Source organism: Planococcus dechangensis, from assembly GCF_042654465.1.
Taxonomy (GTDB): Bacteria; Bacillota; Bacilli; order Bacillales_A; family Planococcaceae; genus Planococcus; species Planococcus dechangensis.
On the sequence record NZ_JBHSGL010000005.1, the window covers coordinates 511,119 to 531,569 of the forward strand.

The following is a 20,451-nucleotide window of genomic DNA, read 5'->3' on the forward strand; positions in this document are numbered from 1 at the left end:
AAAACAAAAATAATCACTTATTTTACCTGTTTTCATCCAGAATCTTTTGAATACTCGCCATGATGGCTTCGGTCACTTCTTCGGCATTGGCTTTGCGCTCTCGGTAAGGCTCCATTAAAATTGGTTCTCCGTAGACAACTTTTACTTTGCGGAAAGGTCTATAAGGCCCAATGATAGCACAAGGCATCACATCAGCATTGCCACGCAGTGCAAAAAAACCAGCTCCACTCAATCCTGCTTTCAAAACACCGTCCGTTGAACGCGTTCCTTCCGGAAACAACCCGACCACTTCGCCACTTTTCAACAGTTTCAATGCGGTGCGCAGCGCTTCTCGGTCACTCATTCCGCGTTTCACTGGAAATGCGTGGACTTGTGGCAAAATCGACCCCAATATCGGTGCTTTGAATAATTCTTCTTTAGCCATGAAATGGACCGTTCTCGGTGCGGTCATGCCGACTACCGGCGGATCTAGTGCATGGATGTGATTGCTGCACAGCAGCACTCCACCCGTTTTCGGGAAATTTTCAATGCCGCTTACCTGGAAACGATAAAGTGGTGTTAACGCTGTTTTGACGAGCGTTTTGCCGATTGCATATAAATTCATAGCGCCACTGACCTCTCTTCCGCCAATTTCATGATTGCTGCTGCCGCCTCTGTGATCGATAAGCTAGTGGTATCCAAATATACCGCGTCTTGTGCTTGCTGGAGTGGAGCAACTTCTCTTTCGGAATCCATTTTGTCCCGCTGTGCGATTTCTGCTTGCAGTTCTTCAAGCGGTGTTGTGATGTTACGTTTCTTGTTTTCCTCGAAACGCCGTCTAGCGCGTTCTTCAACAGACGCCGACATAAACACTTTGAGCGCTGCAGCAGGCAGCACATGCGTGCCGATGTCACGGCCGTCCATGACCACCCCACGTCCTTCAGCCAGCTTTTGCTGAAGCTCGACCATTCGTCTGCGGACCAATTCGTGTGCGGCCATTTCCGATACCGCTTTTGTTACATACTGCGAACGTATCGCCTCGGAGACATCTTCCCCGTCTAGCAATACTTTCTGACCGCCTTCAATAGGGATCAAATCTATTTCGGTATCAGCAAGCAATACTCCTGCTTCTTCGTTGCTCGCCATATTGATTCCGGCATTTAATGCTTTCAGTGTGATGGCCCGGTACATCGCTCCTGTGTCGATATACACATAGCCCAATTTTTCGGCCACTATTTTAGCGATCGTACTTTTTCCTGCCGCAGCCGGCCCATCGATCGCAATTTGAATTGCATTAGTCAAAACTGTCACCTCATCCTAAGTAATGATTTTATTTTATCATAATCCGTATGTGTATAAACTGATGTTCTGTTTTTTACTCGCTTTCCCTGCCGAACTCATAAATTTCACTGCTGTCGTATCGATTGAAAATCAATAAGATTGATGCGCGTGAAAGCAAAAAGAAAAAGCCTTGAGTAAAGGCTTTCTTAGCGGCGGTCATTGCGGCGTATGCTTGTGGTAATGATCGACAGACAAGCGGTGTGCTTGGCGTACTTTACGCAAGCCGAACCACCATAAAAACAGCATGAACGGCACAGCGCCATAAAGCAAGTTGTCGTACGCGTAGAGGGAGGCATTATAAGCGATGTGCAGTGTTGCAGCAGCGATAAGGGCAATCCCCAACCACCATTTGCTTTCTTTCTTATTGCTGAATTTCGCTTTACCGAAATAGTACCCCATGACGACGCCGAAAAGCGCATGGCTTGAAACCGGCAAAAAGGCACGAAGAAATGCAGCCCCTAAGCCATATTCCAATAGATAAAGGATGTTCTCCACAGTCGCAAACCCCAGGGACAAGCTTGCCCCGTAAAGAATGCCGTCATATGGATCTTCAAAATCGATGTGGCGGAATACAGCCACCAATAGAACGATCCATTTAAAGAACTCTTCCAGCAGGCTCGAAAACAGCACCGATTTCACGAACGTGCTTTGAAAAACGCTCTCAGCCTCGAATACATACTGGACAAACAAAATAGGGAATGTCATCAGAGCTCCATATAAAAAGCAATGAAAAATCAATTTTGACGGTTCACCTGCAAACTGATCGCGCAAATAAAAATAACTGAACAATGCGAGCCCGGGCGCAATAGCCACCGTCAATAGCTCAAACATAGGCGCCCTCCTCCATTTGTCCTCGTTGAATCGTTAAATTTCGAATGCCAGTGGATCGACCGTTTCGCTGCCGGATAGTAAAATCGCCAGTTTAATGCGCGCTTTTTTGCTGTCATAATCGCTGCCTAGTATAACGCCTCGGTTAAGTAAATCATGCGCACTTCCCGGGTAGCTATAAGCTGGATAAGCATTTCCTTCTTCTGCACTGGTCGTCAAAACAACCGGAATCCCTGAATTGACTGTTCGTTCGATGGCATCGACCAAATGCGGGGAAACTTGCCCACGGCCAGCTGCCTCCAAAATAATCCCTTTAGCCCCGGCTTCAACAAGCATATCGACAATCAATCCATCCTGTCCCGAATAGCATTTGACGATATCGACGCGCGGAATACCGCCAGGCATATGGTGCACTTCTCGAAAAGCAGGTTTTTGATAAATGCGGACTTTATCGTTATCGATGATTCCAAGATAGCCATGTCCGAATGAGTCGAATCCTTGTAAATTGCTGGCATGCACTTTTTTAACGTATTTAGCACTATAGATGCGTTCATTGAAAACGACGACCGTCCCGACCCCTTTTATGACCGGGTCGACCGCGACATAAATCGAATTGCGTAAATTGGAATAAACGTCCGTCCCGACCTCTTCCGGAGAACGTTGGCTGCCCGTGACCACTACTGTCCGTTCATCCCCAATCGTCAAATCCAAAAAATAAGCCGTTTCTTCCAATGTATCCGTACCATGGGTGACAACAACGCCTTCAACCGCGGGATCTTGCAATTCCGCCAGGATAGCTTCTTTAATTACTTTCATCTCCGAAAAGCCGATGTGCATGCTCGGCAATTGATAAACATCAATTACTTTCACTTCTATTTCTTCAGGAAGCTGGCACAATTCCGCAAGCTCTTTTCCCGAAATCGCACCGGATTGCAACAAACCGTCTGAAATGGCTTTGCTGGCAATCGTGCCCCCTGTCGTGATCAACGAAACTTTTTTCTTCATAAAGCACCTCTCTTTTTTACTTGTTAACGGTTCGGACGCCCTTGTTTTTCGGCAATTGCCGCGGCGATTTGACGGCCGTGGAAACGGCCATTTTCAATAAAGATTTCATTGGCATTGTTGCCTGCTGCTATGACGCCTGCAATAAATAAGCCGTCGACATTGCTTTCCATCGTTTTTTCATCAAATTTCGGCCTACCGCTTGCCTTGTCGATTTCGATACCCATTTGTTCAAGAAAACGGTGGTCCGGGTGATAGCCGATCATAGCGAACACAAAATCATTCGGCAGCGTTTCTTTCGTATCGTTGACAGTCAATTCCACTTCGCCTTCCCGGATTTCATCGACGATGGAATCAAAAAGCATCGTAATTTCCCCACCCCTCACCAAGCCGTCGAATTCAGGCAGAATCCATGGTTTAACGCTTTTCGAATAGCTTGTACCGTGATATGAAACGGTCACACGGCTTCCCGCTTTATGTAATTCAAGCGCCGCATCGACCGCGGAGTTTTTGCCTCCGATCACCAATACGTCGCAATCGAAATACGGATGGCCTTCCTTGAAATAATGCATCACTTTCTCCATCTCAGCACCAGGCACTTCGAGTTTGTTTGGAAAATCGTAATAACCTGTAGCAGCCACGACATAGCTTGCCGCATACAATGCTTTTGATGTTTTTACGAGAAATTCATTTGAGCGCTCGACTGACAACACTGTTTCAAACGGACGGATGTCCAGTTGATGCCGCTTGACGACTTCCCTATAATAAACAAGCGCTTGATTGCGCTTCGGCTTGCGTTCCTCTGTAATAAAAGGAACATCTCCGATCGATAGTTTTTCGCTGCTGCTGAAAAACGTCTGATGAGTCGGATAACGATAGATGGCGTTGACGATATTGCCTTTCTCGATAACGATGGCACGCAAGCCCAGTTTCTGAATTTCTATGGCAGCCGATAACCCGCAAGGTCCGCCGCCTATAATGATGACGTCAGCACGTTCCATTTACACCACTCCTAGTAATGTCCATATTCAGTTTATCCGATTCGAGCCATTTGTGCCAAACCCGTATCGCCTTCAGATGGATGAATTTCCAGCACGTGGTATTCTGCCGCAGCTCCAAGCCTTAGCGGCACAGTCGTTGTTCCGAAGCCATTGCTGACTAATTCTGTTCGGCCATTTCCGCTTTTGAGTGCACCTCGGTCAAAAATCCCAAACGGTCCGATCCGGATCTGACCGCCATGTGTATGGCCCGCCAAAAGCAAACTCGCTGTGTAGTTTTCTTTTACTTTACCGAAGATGAAAGGGGTATGGCAGACAAAAATAATGGAATCATCCGGTTGCACCATACAGAAGGCGGCCGCTAAGCTTTCTTTACGGAACGCAAAATAATCGATGCCGACTAATTTCAGGCGTGGATTTCCGAACAATTCTACAGACTCGTCGTCTAACACTTTTACGCACTCTTCCTCAAACAACTTATAAAGAAGTTCTTCGCCCACTTCACGGTCGTTATTGCCGAATACATAATAAACCGGCGCCATTTCCCGTAGGATGCGCAAGTTGCCCCGAATCCTCTCTATCGAAACACCACGTTCGACAAAGTCCCCGCCTATCACCACAATGTCGACCGGTTCATTGAACAGCCGGCGGTGAAGCTTGCGCCGATGGACGTCCGATATGAACAGCATCCTAAAGGGCTTGAACTGAGCTTTTCCTGCTAATCGGACGACTGCGCGGCGCTTCTTTTCACTATGGGCATTGCGATACATCCAAGCGGCCATTGCAGCACCTAATGATGCCAATCGTAAAAACCATTTCATCGCCTACATCCTTTCCAAATCAACAAAAAAACATAAGCTGGGCTTATGTTTTCTGTTCCACCGCTATTCAATCTTGCGTAATATCGAGAATGCGGAAACCGGATTTTTCCAGCTCTTTTGTGAATTTGTCCATATTGTTCTTCTTTTTGACTTTCAAAACAATCCGGCGCACAACTTTGTCGGTTTCATCGAAAGTTACAAGCGACACGACCGACTCTTTGTACTTTTCAATAATTTCACCCAAACGTCCAATGCGACCTTCGGATTCAACGGAAGTGAATGTGATGCGGAATCCAGGCTGCTGCATTCCGAACGCACTTTGCAATTGGTTGACTACATCAAAACGGGTCACGATGCCAAGAAATTTCCCTTCATCCACAACAGCAATGATCGGAAAATCACGCAATTCAACTAGTGCTTTTTCATAAACGTCGTTGATGTTCAAAAAGACATCCTGGTTGACCATAACATCTTTTATTTTTGTGGAACGGATATATTCATCCTTGTTCGCATTCGAATAGAAGAAAGCGCGATACGCATGGTACCAAGTGAAAATACCCTTAAATTCTTCTCCTTCAACGACTGGGAGTGCATCTACTGAATGCTGCTCCAACAGCTCGAGCCCTTTCTCCATTGTATCTTCTGGGCGGACGATATAACATTTTTCCTTTTTAACTAATGCACTCTTAACAAACATCTGCTCACCTCTTTAACTTTCTACTGTCTCTTTTCCCTATCAGGCGGCATTTAATCTCGCCTTACGGCAAAATCAATGTTTGTCCCGGGCTAATATTATTAGATCCCAATCCGTTCGCTTGTTTAATTTTCTCGACTGCTGCTGCTGCTCCGCTCGCGCCGTAATTATTGACCGCAATGCGGTAAAGCGTCTCACTCGACTGAACGACAATCGTTTTGCCGCCAGCTGTTGGCGTTTCTTGCTCTGTTTCTGTTTTTTGTTCAGCTTCTGTTTTTTGTTCAGCTTCTGCTCGTTTTTTCTCTTCAGCTTGCTGTTGAGCCAGTGCTTTCGCCTGTTCCTGTGCTTCAGCTTCTTCACGCGCTTTTTGTTCGGCGGCTGCACTTTCTTGAGCTTTCTTATCTGCTTCCGCCTTTGCTTTCGCTGCCGCTTGTTGTTTTTCTTCTTCCGCGGCTTTTGCTTCGCGTTCACGGGCTTTTGCTTTTAATTCTTTTTGTTCAGCAGCTTGTTGCGCTTTGAATTCTCTTTCGTCTTCTGTTGAATCTTCGGAAGCTGCTAGCACGGTGCCGCTAGCTGGAGTTTGGGAATTCAATTCAAAACTGACTTGATTTTCGGTGGTTTTGGCGGTTAAGGTGTCATCCGGTTCGTAATAGAACGCAACATAAATCAATAAAGTAACCGGAATCAAAATAAAGATGAAAAACAAGGACGGCAACAGCAAGCCCCTACTATTGGCTTTAGGTGCTTGGCGTGAACGCCGCGACAATTCTGCCATTCGTTCCTGCGACAATTCCTGACGATTTTTCTCCATCGATTCACGATATTTATCGTTTCCCATTTCACGACTACCCCTATCTGTACTAATATATCTATTATGACGAAAAAAGACTTATTTGTAAATATTAGAATATAAATTTCATATAGGGAGAATGGCCTTTAGACGCTCTTGCCAAGACGACATGGAATTGGCTGTTGGTTTCTGGCTATTCGCTTTGAACAAGTCGTAATCAATTCCGTGGAAACTGCAGCAACTATGCGGCACGACAGGGGTTTCCTGATCAAAGCTAGCACTGATAAACATGCGTATACAGCCCTGGCAATGAACCAATTGACGGATTGTATTCGCTTGGCGCAGCTTTTCTTTTTTCAAAAGCTCCATCTGGTTCAAAGTGCCTTCCATAGAAATTCGTTCTCGCCAATAAATGAGGATGCGGTAAGCCGTTTCCCTCACTAAGCCTTGATCGACCAGTTGTTTCGCTTCCGCTCCGGCACTATAAATCAGTTCGACTTCATGGCGTTCGGGCAAATCATCCAGTACCAAACTTTCGACAAGCCGCTCGTCTCCGTCCACGTAAAGCAAAGTTGCAAGCGATGGGTTACCGTCGCGTCCTGCTCTTCCAATTTCTTGTACATAGCCTTCTATGGAAGACGGCAGCTGATAATGTATAACTTGACGAATATCCGGTATGTGGACGCCCATGCCAAATGCATTGGTGGCACAAACCCATTCCAATTCTTTGTTTTGGAATTGCTGCTGCACAAAAATGCGGTCTTGTTGTTCCATTCCGCCATGATAAAAAGCGGCTTGTATGTTCTGCTCCAACAGACGGCCCGCTAGTTCCTGCGCTTTTTTTCGCGTACCTGCATAGATGATTCCTGGTCCGCCGTAGTTTTTTACCATTGTAAGCAATTGCTCTAGCTTTTCTTTTTCATCGCTGAATTTCCGAATGTTGTAGCTGATATTTGGCCTGTCCATCGGATGGACGTATATGAACGGATCATTTAGTTTCAAATAGCGCTGAATCTCATCGGTCACTTTATCGGTAGCTGTCGCGGTCAATGCCAAGGTCTGGGGATTGCCCAGTGCAGGCAATACTTCTGAAATCCGCAAATAATCGGGACGGAAATCAAAGCCCCATTGGGATATGCAATGGGCTTCATCGGCAACGAGCAATGAGATGCCGATTCCTTTCAATTTACCAAGCACATAGGGTTGGACAAGCATTTCCGGCGCGATGAAAATAAAACGGTATTGATCAAGCATTTTCCAAACGCGCTCCCGTTCATCCGGCTGCATAAATGAATTGATTGCTATAACTGATTTTTCTCCCATTTTTTTCAATTGTGCGACTTGGTCCTGCATAAGCGATAATAGCGGCGAAACAATGACAACTGCACCTGGGAGCACTTTCCCCGGCAACTGATAGCACATGGATTTGCCCATGCCAGTTGGCAGTAAGGCCAATACGTCGCGACCGGAAAGCACTTGCTCAATCACTTCTTTTTGGCCTGGCCGGAATTCTGCAAACCCGTATGATTCGTATAACAGCTGATCTAATTTCATTTTCCCGCCCCCCGCATCGCCAGCGCCAAACGAATTTGGAAATAGCTCGCTTCCGGCAAGTGCTCTTTAATATCGCGTAAGCGCATCGTCTTCAACTCTGCGCTAATTTCGTTGATTTTTTTATAAACAGCCCTATCCATAAAGGGCGTATAAAGAAAAGCACGATCGTTCATCGCCAATTCCACAAAATGATCTTCAATGGTACTCGTTTTCAACTGTCGCAGTTCCGCTATTTGCTCAAGCGAAAAGCCGCGGTCAAATAAACTTTGAGTTCGTTTTGCCGATTCCGTTAAAGCGGACTGCTGAACGATGTCCTCGAGCATTGCCAATAATAACGCAGGCCGTATTTCTTCTATAACATCCAGCCAGGCATGCATCACTTCGACAGCCGCTATTTTTGCATCAATCGGCAAAATTTGTCGCCTCATGGCTATTTGATCCCATGTAAGGCCGCCGATATTGAAGCCCGATAGCCGCTCTATGATGATGTCCTTTTGCCAAGATTCTGCCTCAACGACTTGCAGTGAATTCTCGAGCTGCTCTTTGAATGCATGCTGGACATCTGTGTCGCGGAAGCGGATGCGCTGTAAATAACTTCTCACCCACGTTTGAACGGTTTCATCGGCAACGACCGGATCAAAGCGTGTTTGATTTTGCATAAAACAAGACATCGTTTGAACAACCAGCGACAAGCGGGCAAAAAAACGACTTTCATTCCCTCTATACTTCCAACCGTTAAGAGCCGTCTCCGGCAAAGGCAATTCCACTGCTCGGGACGTAAGACGCACTTGCTCATCGCCTACCTCAAGCAAACCGGCTGACTGGAGCCTTGATACTGAAGCTAGATAATCGGACTTATCCAATTTCGGCAGCACTCCAAAAAACGGATGCAAATTAAAATAGCCGATATCTTGAATGGTTTGTCCTGACTTTTTTCCTTTAATTAAATGATAAGGGGAAGAAATGGTCCGCTGACCGTCTACCGCTTTCATTATGGCTAAAACGACTTCATCAAATCGCAATGATATAACCTCCCGGCGGTTTTGGGTTGAAAAACACAAGGAACATCTATAGAATAAAAACGATAGTATAACTGAACTTGTTCGGAGATAAAGGAGAGGAACTGGAATGGCTAAATATACCATTGTTGATAAGGATACGTGCATCGCTTGTGGCGCATGTGGAGCAGCAGCACCAGACATTTATGATTATGATGATGAGGGCATCGCTTTCGTTATTCTTGATGATAACATGGGGACTGAACAAGTACCAGATGAGCTGCTAGAGGATATGGAAGACGCATTTGAAGGGTGTCCAACCGATTCCATTAAAGTTGCAGACGAGTCTTTTGATGGCAATCCATTAAAATACGAAGATTGAATATAAAAAGCGGCTGGAAGATTACTCTTCCGGCCGCTTCTTTTTTATGATAAATAATAGGAACGCTGCTTTTCGATCCATGTATGCATACTGCCGAAGATCAGCAGGACGACCGTTGTGAGCGCCAAGCCTTTGATCAAGTTGAACGGCAAAATACCGAGCACAATCGTCGTGTACAGCACATTTCCCGTCTGGGCAGGCATATTAAGGAAGTACGTATACATTGGCAAGAATACGAAATAGTTGAGCACGCTCATTCCGATAGCCATCGAAAGTGTGCCGATCACCAAGCCGAATGCAATGCCTTTTTTAGTCGAAACCTTCCGGTAAACTGCATAAACCGGCAAAATGAACAATAGGCTTGTAGCGAAGTTCGCCATATGGCCTACAGGTACACCTGTAGGGCTTCCGGAAAAAATCCAATCCAGTACGTTTTTAAAGAATGCGACAAGCACTCCGGCGACTGGCCCCATCGTAATGGCTGCGATAAGTGCAGGGACGTCACTGAAATCCACTTTCAAAAATGCGGGCAAAGCCGGCAGCGGAAAATTGAATAGCATCAATACGAAAGAGATGCTGCTCAGCATACCGACGACAATCATCGATTGCAATTTCTTGTTCTTCATAATCCTCTCTCCTTGTCGTGATTCACCAGAAGAAAGGTTCGGACGCATATTGCCGCAAAAAATCCCTTAAGCAAAGCACTTAAGGGAGAATAGGCACACCAAATAAACGGTCCGCTTAAATATAAACGGCATACGTCCGTACCTTCACCTTCTCCCATCCAGACTATACTGTCGGCTTTGGAATTTCACCAAATCCTGCGTTTTACGGCTCGCGGGCTGATGGACCATTGTCCAATTACCGCCGGTAGGGAATTGCACCCTGCCCCGAAGATGAATCGATATTTTTTTATACAAGTTAATCTTATAAAAAAATGACAACAATGTAAACCTTCCTGCTTACATTGCTGCCATTTTATTTTTGTGGCCAATCCATACGGTTTGCAGAGACCGGCAATTCAATCGGTCCTGCGAAATCAAATCCACCCCATTGGTCTTGGACGATGTTTTCGAACTGAAGTGAAACGCCGTAAGATGCTGCGGTCAAAGCCATGCTCTCGATCATTGTCATCGCCTCTTGCTCATCGAGCGACAACAAATCGAGCGGCTCATCGAATTCGATCGCGACAGCGTCGTCTTGCTGTTCTGCTGCATAATTGATGTGTACAGGTATCGGGCTTGAATAATCATCATTCGGCGAGATTTTCAAGGACATCAGCGCTTCTTGAGGTTGTGCTTCCGACATTCCGTAGGCAGGCGCTAAATAAGCCTCTTTTGCAGAACTGAGCACATAGAAGCTTTGCCCTTGTTCATCCGGAACTACAGGACCCGCAACACCGAGGTGTGAAAACTCTGCCGCTTCGCCTTGGTCGTTCAGAATGCGGATCTCCTGTTGATCCATAAAGGTTTCTTCAAGACTCGATAAATACAATAGCGTAGAAGCGGACCCTTCATCATATGGGTGATCATTTGGCAGATAATGATTGAGCCGCTCATTGCCCTGCTCGAAATAGCCTGCAAATGGATGATAGTCATCAAAGCCCAATCCTACTTCGTCGACTTGCTCTGCAAACTGTTCATACAATTCGACAGAACTTTCAGCTCCATTCGCTTGTTCATTTGAAATCATGAAGCTTACCGGCACGACGTACGCAAGATGCGTGAGGCCTATGCGGAACAATTGATGATCACTCAAGTCGCTTTCATACACCGCCGTACGCAGTGCTTCGTTTTCAAAAGATGTAGCTGCCGATTCCCCTTCAGGCTCAGCCGTTTCATCTGGTTGGGTTTGTTGTTCAACAGCTTCTTCCTGATCTGCCTGGTCTATAGTCATCATAGACTGCTCATCTTTACCGGATGGATCCGCGACAGATGAGTCGGTTCCATTTTGCTGCAATAAGGAGACGACCAAAACGCTGATGCTGAAAAATGCCACGATGGCTACTAGCAGAGGCAGCCAACGTTTCGGCTGCTTTGTTGTAGGCTTATCTTGAATTAATTGTTTATACACTTCGGCTTTTGGCCGTTGATCTTTGATTTCGGGGAAATCCCGCAACAAATTTTCGATTTCTTCATCGTTCCATTTGTCATTCGGCATATTCTCCTCCCCCTTCTGCGACGCTTAATTTTTGACGGAGGGACCGGATTGCACGGTGCTGGGTCGTTTTGACTTTCCCTTCCGACCACCCCAGGACTTCGGCTGTTTCAGCGATGGAAAGGTCTTGGAAATAACGCATGATGATGACCAGCTTTTGGTCACCTGTACACAAATCAAGCATTTGATATAGACGGATTTTGTCCTCATTAAGCATGGAAACTTCTTCCGGAATGCGTTCGGAAGATACCAATTGCTGGGTTTCCCAATCAAAGAAATCCATTGAATGCTTTTTCCGCACTGCCATTTTCCGGAAATGGTCGATGGCCACATTTTTCGCAATCGAGAAAAGCCATGTCTTCTCTGAACTTTTCCCTTGGAAACGATCGTATGCGCGGAATACCCGCACATAAACTTCATGCATCAAATCCTCTGCCAAATGCCTATCCTTGACCAAATAAACGAGAAATTGAAAAACGTCTTGATGATACTCGTCGTATAGCCGGTGAAACACGGAGTCATTCACGTAACTCCCCCCGTTCCTTGGATTAGTCGTCGACTTGCCAAAAAAGTTACATCTTCATAATCGGCAGTGTGAAGATAAAGGAAGTGCCTTTGCCGAGTGTGCTTTCAACGTGTATGTCTCCAGCGTGCGCTTTAATGATATTGCTGGCAATCGCCAAGCCAAGTCCAGTACCGCCTTTGCCAAGTGTTCGCGCTTTGTCCGCTTTATAGAAACGCTCGAAGACGAATGCCAAGTCTTCTTGAGAGATGCCTGCTCCAGTATCGTTGACCGATACTTTTGCGTAGTCTCCAGTTTGTTCGACATGCACATACACTTGCCCTCCTTGCGGCGTATGGCGAAGTGCATTATCGATCAAATTGGTCATCACTTGTTCGATGCGGTCTTCATCCAAATCGGCAGCTGTCCAATCGTCAAGATTTGTCGTAAAGCTCAAGGCAATGCCGTTTTCTTTGGCAGCTTGCGCGAATTTATTGGTCATGCGTTCGATAACGGTATTGAATTGAACAAGCTGTTTGTAAAGTCTCATATGGCCGGATTCCATGCGCGCCAAATTCAATAAATCCGTCACCAAGCGCCCCATGCGCTGAGATTCCTCATAGATGATCTTGGTCATTTCATCGCGTTCTTCATCACTCGCCCCGACGTCATCGAGTAGCGCTTCACTATAGCCTTGAAGCATCGCAATCGGCGTACGTAGTTCGTGGGAAACGTTCGCAATGAAATCTTCCCGCAATTTTTCCAGACGGTGCTGTTCGGTCATATTGTGAAGCACCGCTACTGCTCCGCGCACGCTCTGGCCACTGTACAATGGACTAAAATTAATGGCATAATAGGCTCCTTCAATTTCCAGTTCTTCTTCTATTTCCTCTTGAAACGTCAACACATGATCCAACATATGCAGCATTTCCGGCGGCAAAGTATTTACATCCGCATTGCCGCCTTTTTGAAGCCATTGGTACATTAATTTGTCAGCAGGCGGATTGCTCAGCAAGACCGTTTTGTCTTGGTTAAATGTAATGACCGCATCTGCCATCGACGTCAAGATACTCGATAATTGTTCTTTTTCCTGATTGATGACTTCCACGTGATCTTTCAATTGCCGGCCCATCTGGTTGAAGGCAATCGCCAATTGGCCGATTTCATCCCCTGATGAAACTTTCACTTTTGTATCAAAATTGCCTTTGGCAAGTTCAAAGGCCCCTTCACGCATATTGCGGAGTGGAGAGGTGATGCGTGTCGATAGGAAAAAGGCGAAAATCGTCGTCAATAGCAAAGCGAGAAATGCGGAAAGAAAGACGATATTGGTCGTCCGCTCCGCTGTCCGGTCCATTACTTCCAAAGATTGATAGATGAATACTGTACCGTGCAGTTCGTCATTCGTTTGCAATGGCGACGCCATGACGATATACGATTCCATGCGGTCTGATTCGGTCAGAGACGGCAACAGCATTTCTTTGGTCACAGGCTGATCGCTTTCGAAGACGCTTTGGAATTCGGGCTCGCTGATGATCTTTTCCCTTATTTCTTCACCATTCAATCCGTCATGCAGAAAGTAAGAAATAGAGCCAGGCTCTTCCGCGATGACGGCATTGGTTTCGTCCCCCAATACTTCGCCGACAATTGAAAGTGTGCTTTCTCCCTCATGGTCATTAAAAATCCGTGCAATCATATTCGCTTCGTTATGCAGCGTTTCTTCGACGGTTTCACTATGGAAATTGCCGAGGAACTCCAACAGTAGAACAGTTACAATAAACAGGACAAAGGAAACGAGAAGCAAAATGGTTACCCACAGCTTCCCGACGATGCTATTCCATATTCTATTCATTGCCGACCTCGAATTTGTATCCGACGCCCCATACGGTGACGATCATCTTGGCGGCGGATTCGGAGACACGGTTCAACTTTTCGCGCAAACGCTTCACGTGCGTATCGACAGTGCGCAGGTCTCCAAAAAAGTCGTAATGCCATACTTCTTTCAGCAAATGCTCCCGGTCGAACACTTTGTCCGGCGATTTTGCCAGAAAATATAAAAGTTCGTATTCTTTTGGCGTCAAATTCACTTCGACGCCGTCTGCCGTTACGCGATGCGCATCGTGGTCGATCGTCAAATGAGGAAAGACAACCAAATCTTTCGAAACGCTCGAGTTTGTCGTCGGTGAATACGCCGATGATCGGCGCAAGATCGCTTTGACTCTCAACACCACTTCGCGCGGGCTGAACGGTTTGACGATATAATCATCCGCACCGGATTCAAAGCCTTCCACACGGTTGGCTTCTTCCCCTTTTGCAGTCAGCATGATGATTGGCGTCATTTTTGTTTCTCGTAGTTCTGTCGCGACTTCTATGCCATTTTTCTCAGGCATCATCAAATCGAGCAAGATGCAATGGTAATCGGTTTCTAAAGCTTTCTCCATTGCTTCGACACCATTTTCTGCTTCTTCTACCATATATCCTTCACGCTCTAAATACATTTTCAATAAGCGGCGGATTCTTTCTTCGTCGTCCACTACGAGAATTGTAATTTCTTCAGACATCCTAATCCCTCCAACTTTCATCTCTATAAGTTTCATTGTACCGATAAGGGTTCCAAAAATAAACGAAAAGCCTTTTCCAATGAAGGAAAAGGCTTTTTTCGTCAAGCGTACGAGTGAAGTCCTGCAATAATCAAGTTAACCGCCACCAGATTGAACATGATGATGGCGAATCCGATTACCGCAAGCCAAGCAGATTTTTCGCCTGCCCACCCTCTGCCGAGCCGCAAGTGCAAATAAGCGGCATAGAACAAAAATGTAACCAGTGCCCATACTTCTTTCGGGTCCCAGCCCCAGAAGCGCGACCACGCGATTTGCGCCCAAATCATGGCGAAGATCAACGCACCGAGCGAGAAGATCGGAAAGCCGATGATGATTGACCGGTAATTGATTTCATCCATCAACTGCAAATTGACATTTTTCGTAAATGGCTGCAGCATCGCGGAAATCCGTTTGCGGAAAATCAATCGAATCAATAAATACATTACTGAGCCGACCAGTACAGACCAGAAAACGGTCGTCAGTTTACCGGCGTGAATAATCGGAGGCATTTCCACTAGCGGTGTAAATGCTCCATCAGAAAGTGCCTCATAATCGTTCATGCCGAAAATCGCCGGCATGTTATAAGTGATTTGCGAAGCCTGTTCATCTTTGTTGACATAAGCGAAATCCGCTTCATAATTTGTCAAAGTGAAAAATGTGCTGGTCACGACAAAGCCGAGCACTAGGACGAGCGAGTACATGATAGCTTCAAGCCAAAAGCGCTGTTTCGACTTTTTCTTTTGATCGACAACTTTAAGCAAGTAAATCAAGCCCGCAGCTGCACTGATCGCCAGAATCCCTTCTGCGATGACGACGGTAATGACGTGAATCGCCAGCCAGTTGGTTTGAAGCGCCGGAATTAATGGACTCACTTCGCTCGGGAACATGCTTGCATAAGCAATGATCAATAGCGCAATCGGCAAAACGATCATGCCGAGTACCGCTGTTTTATATAGCGTATACAAAATGATGAACCCGCCGACAAGCGTCATGCCGAAAGCTGTGGTGAATTCAAACATATTACTGACAGGGGCATGCCCTGTCACGATCCAGCGTGTAATGAAATAACCCAATTGCGAAAGGAAGCCGATGACTGTAATAGTGATGGCCACTTTGCCCCAACGCTGCTCTGATTTGAAGGAGCCTTCTTTATTGCCTTTGACCGCTCCTCCGAAAACAAAAGTTGCTAGCAAATAAGCGATAAACGCTACGTATAATAAATTGGAGCTAATATCGGCTAACGTCATGTCGTTTGTTCACCTTCCCTTTTCTCCTGTGCTTCCAAATCTTCCTGCTGATCGCGATAAGCTGGAAGAGAAGCGTGCTCATTTACTTGATCCAAATCTTTCTTCAAGCCGAACCAGTTCTTGTTCGTATGTCCTGCAAGCAGGATGCTGCCATCCGGCTGCTGCTGAATCCAGAAGCGACGGTGGTTGAAATACATTCCTTGTGCGACGCCGATCATAAAGATCAATCCGCCAAGCCCCAGGATCGGCAATGTCCGGTCTTTGCGAACCGTCAGGCCGGATGCATCCCGTGTCTCTACATTCTGGAATGCCAGTTTATACTCATTTTCGCCCAAAGGCTCAATGGTATTCTGGATGGTGATGAAACTGGTTTCACCATCAGGCGTTTCCGGTGTTGTCATTCTGACAAGAAAACCTGGATTCTTTGGCAACGGTGTCGCAGTTTGCGGCTCTCCATTTTCAAAACCTGAGAAATCCGGATAGTAGCCGAGAAGTTCGACGACCGAGCCATCTGCCATCTCATAAGTCGTTTCCGGATTGACCAAGTCAAAAGTCAATTCCCCGCTGCTTTCTCCAGTTTCCTTGTTTTCCAGCGCGAAGCTCATTGTGCTGAACTCATCTTGGCGGAAATCCATTTGATACAATGCATAGCCATCAAATTTGAATGGCTGATTGACGCGGATCGGGTATTCTTCGACCACATCCATCTCGCTCGTATCACCTGGCAGTGCTCCTTCTGGTACTTTGTAAAGCACCACATCCGTCTGATAGTTTTTCGCAACAGTACCTACCCGTTCGATGGCTTCGCCGAATTTCTCCTGCTCGCCTTCACCAGTATAAGTTTCCAGCGTAAAACCTTTGCTCTCGAGAACATAGCCCGGTGCATCCGGGATGGCACGCGTTTCGCCTTCACGGATCCACAAAGTTTCATCCACATAAAAGCCGGGAATCATACGCAGCATGACGCCGAACAAGAAGATGATCAATCCAATGTGGTTTACATAAGGACCCCATCTAGAAAAACGGCCTTTTTCAGCTAGCAGGCCGTTTTTATCGGTCGTCACTTTGTATTTCAGTTCGCTCAATTTTTCTGCCGCTTTTTTCATCGTATCTTCTTGCCCCGGCCCATGGCCGTAAATGCGCTGTTTGCGCATGAAGCTTGGATGGCGCAAGACACGCTGGTTTTTCAAAGATTTGTAGAGCGGCACAAAACGGTCGAGGCTTGCAATGATTAGCGAAATCGCGAGCATTCCGACCAATGCAATAAACCAAAACGAATTGTACATATCATGGAAACCTAACGCATGGTATACCGTCCCAACCGTTCCGTAAATGTCCGTATAATAGGCCTCGATAGCGGCTTCGGTATTTGCTGGAACATACTGCTGTTGCGGCAAGATCGTTCCAAGTGCTGCGGCAATTAACAAGATGACGATAATACTGACACCGACTTTTACGCTAGAAAAAAAGTTCCATATCTTGTCGATGATCGATTTATTGTACGTCTGCGATCTTCTTGCCGTACCTTCATAACGCATGTCTGCTAAATTATTATTTTCTTCCTGTTCACTAAGCGGCCGCCCGCACGATTCGCAAAGATTCGTGCCTGGTGGATTTTCATGGCCGCATTTACAAAGCAATTTGTCCATCCGAAAAATCTCCTTATTCAGGTTTGATTTCTTCCATATAACCTGCGATGTCCTCTTCTGTCATTTCACCGGTGACGATGCGCTCGATTTTGCCTTCCGGATTTACGAGCATCGTTGTTGGAAGCGGGCGGATGTTATAAGCAGTCATGACACTTTTATCACGATCGATGACAATCGGAAAATCAAGTCCATATTGGCGAGCAAACGTCTCTACCTCAAAATTCGATTGAGCAATATTGACGGCAAGAATTTGTACGCCCTGCTCTTCATAAACATCGTATTGATTGGACATTGCCGGCATTTCTCGAATGCACGGTTCACACCAAGTGCCCCAGAAGTTCAAGAAAACACCTTGACCTTCGTACTCTGACAACTTATGGGTTTCCCCACTCAAATCCGTCAATGTGAAATCAGGTGCTTGATCTCCCACTTTCAACACTTCGACATCTCCCGCTGTCACGCTATTATAGATCGTATAGCCGATGGCAGCGATCAACAATAGCAAAATGGCTGTGCGCATGATCGTTCTATTTTGTTTTTTGTTTCGTTTTTTTTCCGGACTCATGAGAATCCTCCTTCGAAGGAAAGATGCAACCCAATTATAGCAAAGTTTCACTAGTCGCCTGAGGCCAGTTTTGAATGGTTTGTGAACGTTAGTGACGTTTCCCAGTATCTGCCAGAACGCGCAACAATTTTACTTCATGAGGGCTCAGTTCACGGGATTCGCCTGCATTCAAACCATGCAGGGTCAAAAAGGCGAATTGTTCGCGGCTCAATTTCTGGACCGGAAAACCGATCGCTTCGAACATGCGGCGGACTTGGCGATTGCGGCCTTCGTGAATTGTAATTTGGACGATGGCTTTTGCCGCTTTGCGATCTGCGGACAATAGCTTGACCTTCGCTGGCGCCGTCATGCCATCTTCCAATTTAATTCCGCGCTCCAGCTTTTGCAGATCTTCTCTTGCCGGAATCCCTTTTAGTCGGGCAACATAGGTTTTGTCGATTTCAAATTTCGGGTGAGTCAAGCTATTGGCGAATTCACCGTCATTGGTCAACAGCAATAACCCTGATGTTTCATAGTCCAGACGTCCGACCGGGTAAATGCGCTCTTCAACGTTCGGGAAAAACTCAGTCACTACTTTACGGTTTTTGTCGTCGGTAACTGCTGATATGACGCCCCTAGGCTTGTATAGCAGAAAATATACTTTACGCTCTTTCTCGAGCTGGACGCCTTCTACTTCTATTTTATCGGATGCGGATACTTTGACGCCCAATTCTTTGATTGTTTTTCCATTCACTCTAACTTTGCCATCCAAAATCATCTGTTCTGCTTTACGTCTCGATGCAATTCCTGCATGAGCCAGCACTTTTTGTAATCTTTCCATTAACGGTTCACCCCATCTATTGATTTATCGGCCCATAATGACCGATTCCGTACACTGCCTTCCAGCTAAACGGAATTATGTCATAATTCCAAGTAAAGAGAAAGCGCATCGCTCAAATGAAAAGAAGACTGTTGATGCGTCCCAGTCTTCCCAGTAAGCCCTTATACATTTACTTCTTCTTTGAAAGCTTCTTGAAATTTCGTCATGAACAAATCGGTTTCTTCGTCCGCATCGTCCGACAGTTCTTCAGGAAGCGGAGGCAGTTCGTCCAAATTTTTCAAACCGAAATAATTCAGGAATTCCGCTGTCGTTCCATAAAGAATCGCTCGGCCGGTTCCTTCTGCACGCCCGCATTCTTTAACTAATCCTTTGCCGGATAATGTCGCAAGTGCTTTTTCACTTTTCACTCCGCGCAAGTCCTCAAGCTCTACGCGAGTAATCGGCTGTTTATAAGCAACAATCGCCAATACTTCCAATGATGCTTGGGATAAAGATTGGACGCTAGGGTTCTCGACCAATTTCTGGATCGTTTCCGCAAGCTCCGGTTTCGTGACCAATTGATAGACACCCGCGAGTTCTTTCAGCATGATGCCATGCCCTTGCTGGTCATGGAGATTCTTCAGCTCGGCCAGCGCCCGTTCGATGTGTTCTGCCGTTGCATCGGTTAAAAATTGCAATTGGTTCAAAGTGAGTCCTTCATCGCCTGTTACAAACAACAGTGCTTCAATTTGACCCGGAAGATTCTTCTTCATCTTGCCACGATTCCTTTCTCAGTTCCACCGACAAATCAGTGAAGTTTTTTTGCTGTTCCACTAGGATCACTTGCCGTTTCATCAATTCAAGCAGCGATAGGAATGAGACGACAAGCACAGATCGATCATCAGACGGAAACAGTTGTGAAAAGCTGGCACGTCCATGATGCGATTTCAATAGGTCGACCATTGCGCCCATCTGTTGTTTAATCGACAACTCCTGCCTAGCCACGCGTGTTGCAAGGGGTGCCCTTAATTGTTTTCTGCGCAGCATCTTTTGGAATGCGCTGAGCATATCATAAGCGTTGGCATCAATGTCGACTGGAACTTGCTGCTCTTGCAACTCCGACAAATCATCGGGCGCTTTTGAATACAAGATTGCACGGGCGTTTTCCATCTTTTTCAGCTCGCCTGCCGCTTCCTTGTATTTTTTGTATTCGATCAACCTCGTTACCAGTTCATCACGCGGGTCTTGTTCAACCAATTCATAATCGATATCCTCCAGTTCCCCTTCATGCACCGGCAGCAGCGTTTTGCTTTTAATGGCTAATAATGTAGCTGCCATTACCAAGTACTCACTCGCTTCATTGAGTTCGAGAACTTGCATTGCGCGTATATGCTCCATATACTGTGTAGTGATTTGGGAAACCGGAATGTCGTAAATATCAATTTCCAAACGATGGATTAAATGCAATAATAAATCAAGAGGGCCTTCAAAGGCTTCCACTTTTACTTCATAAGACATATTCTGACCACCTGACTGTTCAAATTCCTA

22 protein-coding genes and 1 riboswitch are annotated in these 20,451 nt (G+C 46.1%); of the genes, 1 reads left to right on the forward strand and 21 read right to left on the reverse strand.

What is annotated here, in order from left to right; translation table 11 throughout:
• Positions 1-22: 22 nt before the first annotated feature.
• The 10 genes from ACFO5U_RS05785 to ACFO5U_RS05830 form a co-directional block, all read right to left on the reverse strand.
• Positions 23-604 (reverse strand): lysophospholipid acyltransferase family protein, encoded by a 582-nt coding sequence (locus tag ACFO5U_RS05785; protein WP_377277486.1) that lies wholly within the window; start codon positions 602-604, stop codon positions 23-25.
• Complete coding sequence (gene cmk / locus ACFO5U_RS05790) at positions 601-1,281, reverse strand: (d)CMP kinase (protein WP_377277488.1); 681 nt, start codon at positions 1,279-1,281, stop codon at positions 601-603. The genes ACFO5U_RS05785 and cmk overlap by 4 nt, the downstream gene beginning before the upstream one ends.
• A 195-nt stretch (positions 1,282-1,476) precedes the next feature.
• On the reverse strand, positions 1,477-2,151 hold the full coding sequence (gene prsW, locus ACFO5U_RS05795; protein ID WP_377277490.1) for a glutamic-type intramembrane protease PrsW: 675 nt from the start codon (positions 2,149-2,151) through the stop codon (positions 1,477-1,479).
• A gap of 33 nt (positions 2,152-2,184) precedes the next feature.
• Entirely contained in the window at positions 2,185-3,153 is a 969-nt protein-coding gene (locus ACFO5U_RS05800; protein ID WP_377277492.1) for an asparaginase, read from the reverse strand.
• Positions 3,154-3,176: 23 nt separating this feature from the next.
• Positions 3,177-4,151: a YpdA family putative bacillithiol disulfide reductase gene (locus ACFO5U_RS05805; protein WP_377277493.1), complete on the reverse strand. Its 975-nt coding sequence runs from the start codon at positions 4,149-4,151 to the stop codon at positions 3,177-3,179.
• Positions 4,152-4,183: 32 nt separating this feature from the next.
• Positions 4,184-4,969, reverse strand: a complete 786-nt coding sequence (locus ACFO5U_RS05810) for a metallophosphoesterase (RefSeq protein ID WP_377277494.1) — start codon at positions 4,967-4,969, stop codon at positions 4,184-4,186.
• Positions 4,970-5,036: 67 nt separating this feature from the next.
• The gene (locus ACFO5U_RS05815; protein WP_377277496.1) at positions 5,037-5,666 is read right to left on the reverse strand and encodes a CBS domain-containing protein; all 630 of its coding nucleotides are present in this window, start codon (positions 5,664-5,666) and stop codon (positions 5,037-5,039) included.
• Between the two features lie 61 nt (positions 5,667-5,727).
• A complete protein-coding gene (locus tag ACFO5U_RS05820) occupies positions 5,728-6,501 on the reverse strand; it encodes a LysM peptidoglycan-binding domain-containing protein (protein WP_377277497.1) in 774 nt (257 codons plus the stop codon).
• 78 nt (positions 6,502-6,579) lie between these two features.
• A complete protein-coding gene (locus ACFO5U_RS05825) occupies positions 6,580-8,007 on the reverse strand; it encodes a RecQ family ATP-dependent DNA helicase (protein WP_377277499.1) in 1,428 nt (475 codons plus the stop codon).
• A complete protein-coding gene (locus tag ACFO5U_RS05830) occupies positions 8,004-9,029 on the reverse strand; it encodes a YpbB family protein (protein ID WP_377277501.1) in 1,026 nt (341 codons plus the stop codon). The genes ACFO5U_RS05825 and ACFO5U_RS05830 overlap by 4 nt, the downstream gene beginning before the upstream one ends.
• A gap of 106 nt (positions 9,030-9,135) precedes the next feature.
• Here ACFO5U_RS05830 and ACFO5U_RS05835 point away from each other — a divergent pair, with 106 nt between their 5' ends.
• Positions 9,136-9,387: a ferredoxin gene (locus ACFO5U_RS05835; protein WP_377277503.1), complete on the forward strand. Its 252-nt coding sequence runs from the start codon at positions 9,136-9,138 to the stop codon at positions 9,385-9,387.
• Between the two features lie 44 nt (positions 9,388-9,431).
• On the opposite strand, the gene ACFO5U_RS05840 is transcribed toward ACFO5U_RS05835, so the two are convergent.
• The 11 genes from ACFO5U_RS05840 to ACFO5U_RS05890 form a co-directional block, all read right to left on the reverse strand.
• Positions 9,432-10,013: an ECF transporter S component gene (locus ACFO5U_RS05840; protein ID WP_377277505.1), complete on the reverse strand. Its 582-nt coding sequence runs from the start codon at positions 10,011-10,013 to the stop codon at positions 9,432-9,434.
• Between the two features lie 142 nt (positions 10,014-10,155).
• Positions 10,156-10,289, reverse strand: a riboswitch (FMN riboswitch).
• Between the two features lie 76 nt (positions 10,290-10,365).
• Complete coding sequence (locus ACFO5U_RS05845) at positions 10,366-11,547, reverse strand: hypothetical protein (protein WP_377277507.1); 1,182 nt, start codon at positions 11,545-11,547, stop codon at positions 10,366-10,368.
• Positions 11,537-12,070 (reverse strand): RNA polymerase sigma factor SigX, encoded by a 534-nt coding sequence (gene sigX / locus ACFO5U_RS05850; protein ID WP_377277509.1) that lies wholly within the window; start codon positions 12,068-12,070, stop codon positions 11,537-11,539. The genes ACFO5U_RS05845 and sigX overlap by 11 nt, the downstream gene beginning before the upstream one ends.
• 46 nt (positions 12,071-12,116) lie before the next feature.
• A complete protein-coding gene (locus ACFO5U_RS05855) occupies positions 12,117-13,895 on the reverse strand; it encodes an ATP-binding protein (protein ID WP_377277510.1) in 1,779 nt (592 codons plus the stop codon).
• A complete protein-coding gene (locus ACFO5U_RS05860; RefSeq protein WP_377277512.1) occupies positions 13,888-14,604 on the reverse strand; it encodes a response regulator transcription factor in 717 nt (238 codons plus the stop codon). The genes ACFO5U_RS05855 and ACFO5U_RS05860 overlap by 8 nt, the downstream gene beginning before the upstream one ends.
• Positions 14,605-14,705: 101 nt before the next feature.
• Positions 14,706-15,890 (reverse strand): c-type cytochrome biogenesis protein CcsB, encoded by a 1,185-nt coding sequence (gene ccsB, locus ACFO5U_RS05865; protein WP_377277513.1) that lies wholly within the window; start codon positions 15,888-15,890, stop codon positions 14,706-14,708.
• Entirely contained in the window at positions 15,887-17,539 is a 1,653-nt protein-coding gene (locus ACFO5U_RS05870; protein WP_377277515.1) for a cytochrome c biogenesis ResB family protein, read from the reverse strand. Before ACFO5U_RS05870 ends, ccsB begins: the two co-directional genes overlap by 4 nt.
• A 13-nt stretch (positions 17,540-17,552) precedes the next feature.
• Positions 17,553-18,104, reverse strand: coding sequence for a thiol-disulfide oxidoreductase ResA (resA, locus tag ACFO5U_RS05875; protein WP_377277517.1), 552 nt, complete (start codon positions 18,102-18,104; stop codon positions 17,553-17,555).
• 88 nt (positions 18,105-18,192) lie between these two features.
• Positions 18,193-18,924 carry a pseudouridine synthase gene (locus ACFO5U_RS05880; protein ID WP_377277519.1) on the reverse strand — a complete coding sequence of 244 codons (732 nt, stop codon included), beginning with the start codon at positions 18,922-18,924 and terminating at the stop codon, positions 18,193-18,195.
• Positions 18,925-19,085: 161 nt separating this feature from the next.
• Entirely contained in the window at positions 19,086-19,676 is a 591-nt protein-coding gene (scpB, locus tag ACFO5U_RS05885) for an SMC-Scp complex subunit ScpB (RefSeq protein WP_377277520.1), read from the reverse strand.
• Positions 19,648-20,421 (reverse strand): segregation/condensation protein A, encoded by a 774-nt coding sequence (locus tag ACFO5U_RS05890; protein WP_377277522.1) that lies wholly within the window; start codon positions 20,419-20,421, stop codon positions 19,648-19,650. Before ACFO5U_RS05890 ends, scpB begins: the two co-directional genes overlap by 29 nt.
• Positions 20,422-20,451: the final 30 nt, after the last annotated feature.

What these genes read in the sequence shown, in the direction of transcription:
- resA (WP_377277517.1), bottom strand. Translation starts at nt 18,104, where the DNA reads ATGAGTCCGGAAAAAAAACGAAACAAAAAACAAAATAGAACGATCATG.
- ACFO5U_RS05860 (WP_377277512.1), bottom strand. Translation starts at nt 14,604, where the DNA reads ATGTCTGAAGAAATTACAATTCTCGTAGTGGACGACGAAGAAAGAATC.
- ACFO5U_RS05815 (WP_377277496.1), bottom strand. Translation starts at nt 5,666, where the DNA reads ATGTTTGTTAAGAGTGCATTAGTTAAAAAGGAAAAATGTTATATCGTC.
- ACFO5U_RS05825 (WP_377277499.1), bottom strand. Translation starts at nt 8,007, where the DNA reads ATGAAATTAGATCAGCTGTTATACGAATCATACGGGTTTGCAGAATTC.
- ACFO5U_RS05805 (WP_377277493.1), bottom strand. Translation starts at nt 4,151, where the DNA reads ATGGAACGTGCTGACGTCATCATTATAGGCGGCGGACCTTGCGGGTTA.
- ACFO5U_RS05820 (WP_377277497.1), bottom strand. Translation starts at nt 6,501, where the DNA reads ATGGGAAACGATAAATATCGTGAATCGATGGAGAAAAATCGTCAGGAA.
- prsW (WP_377277490.1), bottom strand. Translation starts at nt 2,151, where the DNA reads ATGTTTGAGCTATTGACGGTGGCTATTGCGCCCGGGCTCGCATTGTTC.
- ACFO5U_RS05880 (WP_377277519.1), bottom strand. Translation starts at nt 18,924, where the DNA reads ATGGAAAGATTACAAAAAGTGCTGGCTCATGCAGGAATTGCATCGAGA.
- ACFO5U_RS05785 (WP_377277486.1), bottom strand. Translation starts at nt 604, where the DNA reads ATGAATTTATATGCAATCGGCAAAACGCTCGTCAAAACAGCGTTAACA.
- ACFO5U_RS05845 (WP_377277507.1), bottom strand. Translation starts at nt 11,547, where the DNA reads ATGCCGAATGACAAATGGAACGATGAAGAAATCGAAAATTTGTTGCGG.
- scpB (WP_377277520.1), bottom strand. Translation starts at nt 19,676, where the DNA reads ATGAAGAAGAATCTTCCGGGTCAAATTGAAGCACTGTTGTTTGTAACA.
- ACFO5U_RS05800 (WP_377277492.1), bottom strand. Translation starts at nt 3,153, where the DNA reads ATGAAGAAAAAAGTTTCGTTGATCACGACAGGGGGCACGATTGCCAGC.
- ACFO5U_RS05890 (WP_377277522.1), bottom strand. Translation starts at nt 20,421, where the DNA reads ATGTCTTATGAAGTAAAAGTGGAAGCCTTTGAAGGCCCTCTTGATTTA.
- ACFO5U_RS05855 (WP_377277510.1), bottom strand. Translation starts at nt 13,895, where the DNA reads ATGAATAGAATATGGAATAGCATCGTCGGGAAGCTGTGGGTAACCATT.
- ACFO5U_RS05870 (WP_377277515.1), bottom strand. Translation starts at nt 17,539, where the DNA reads ATGGACAAATTGCTTTGTAAATGCGGCCATGAAAATCCACCAGGCACG.
- ccsB (WP_377277513.1), bottom strand. Translation starts at nt 15,890, where the DNA reads ATGACGTTAGCCGATATTAGCTCCAATTTATTATACGTAGCGTTTATC.
- ACFO5U_RS05835 (WP_377277503.1), top strand. Translation starts at nt 9,136, where the DNA reads ATGGCTAAATATACCATTGTTGATAAGGATACGTGCATCGCTTGTGGC.
- ACFO5U_RS05810 (WP_377277494.1), bottom strand. Translation starts at nt 4,969, where the DNA reads ATGAAATGGTTTTTACGATTGGCATCATTAGGTGCTGCAATGGCCGCT.
- ACFO5U_RS05840 (WP_377277505.1), bottom strand. Translation starts at nt 10,013, where the DNA reads ATGAAGAACAAGAAATTGCAATCGATGATTGTCGTCGGTATGCTGAGC.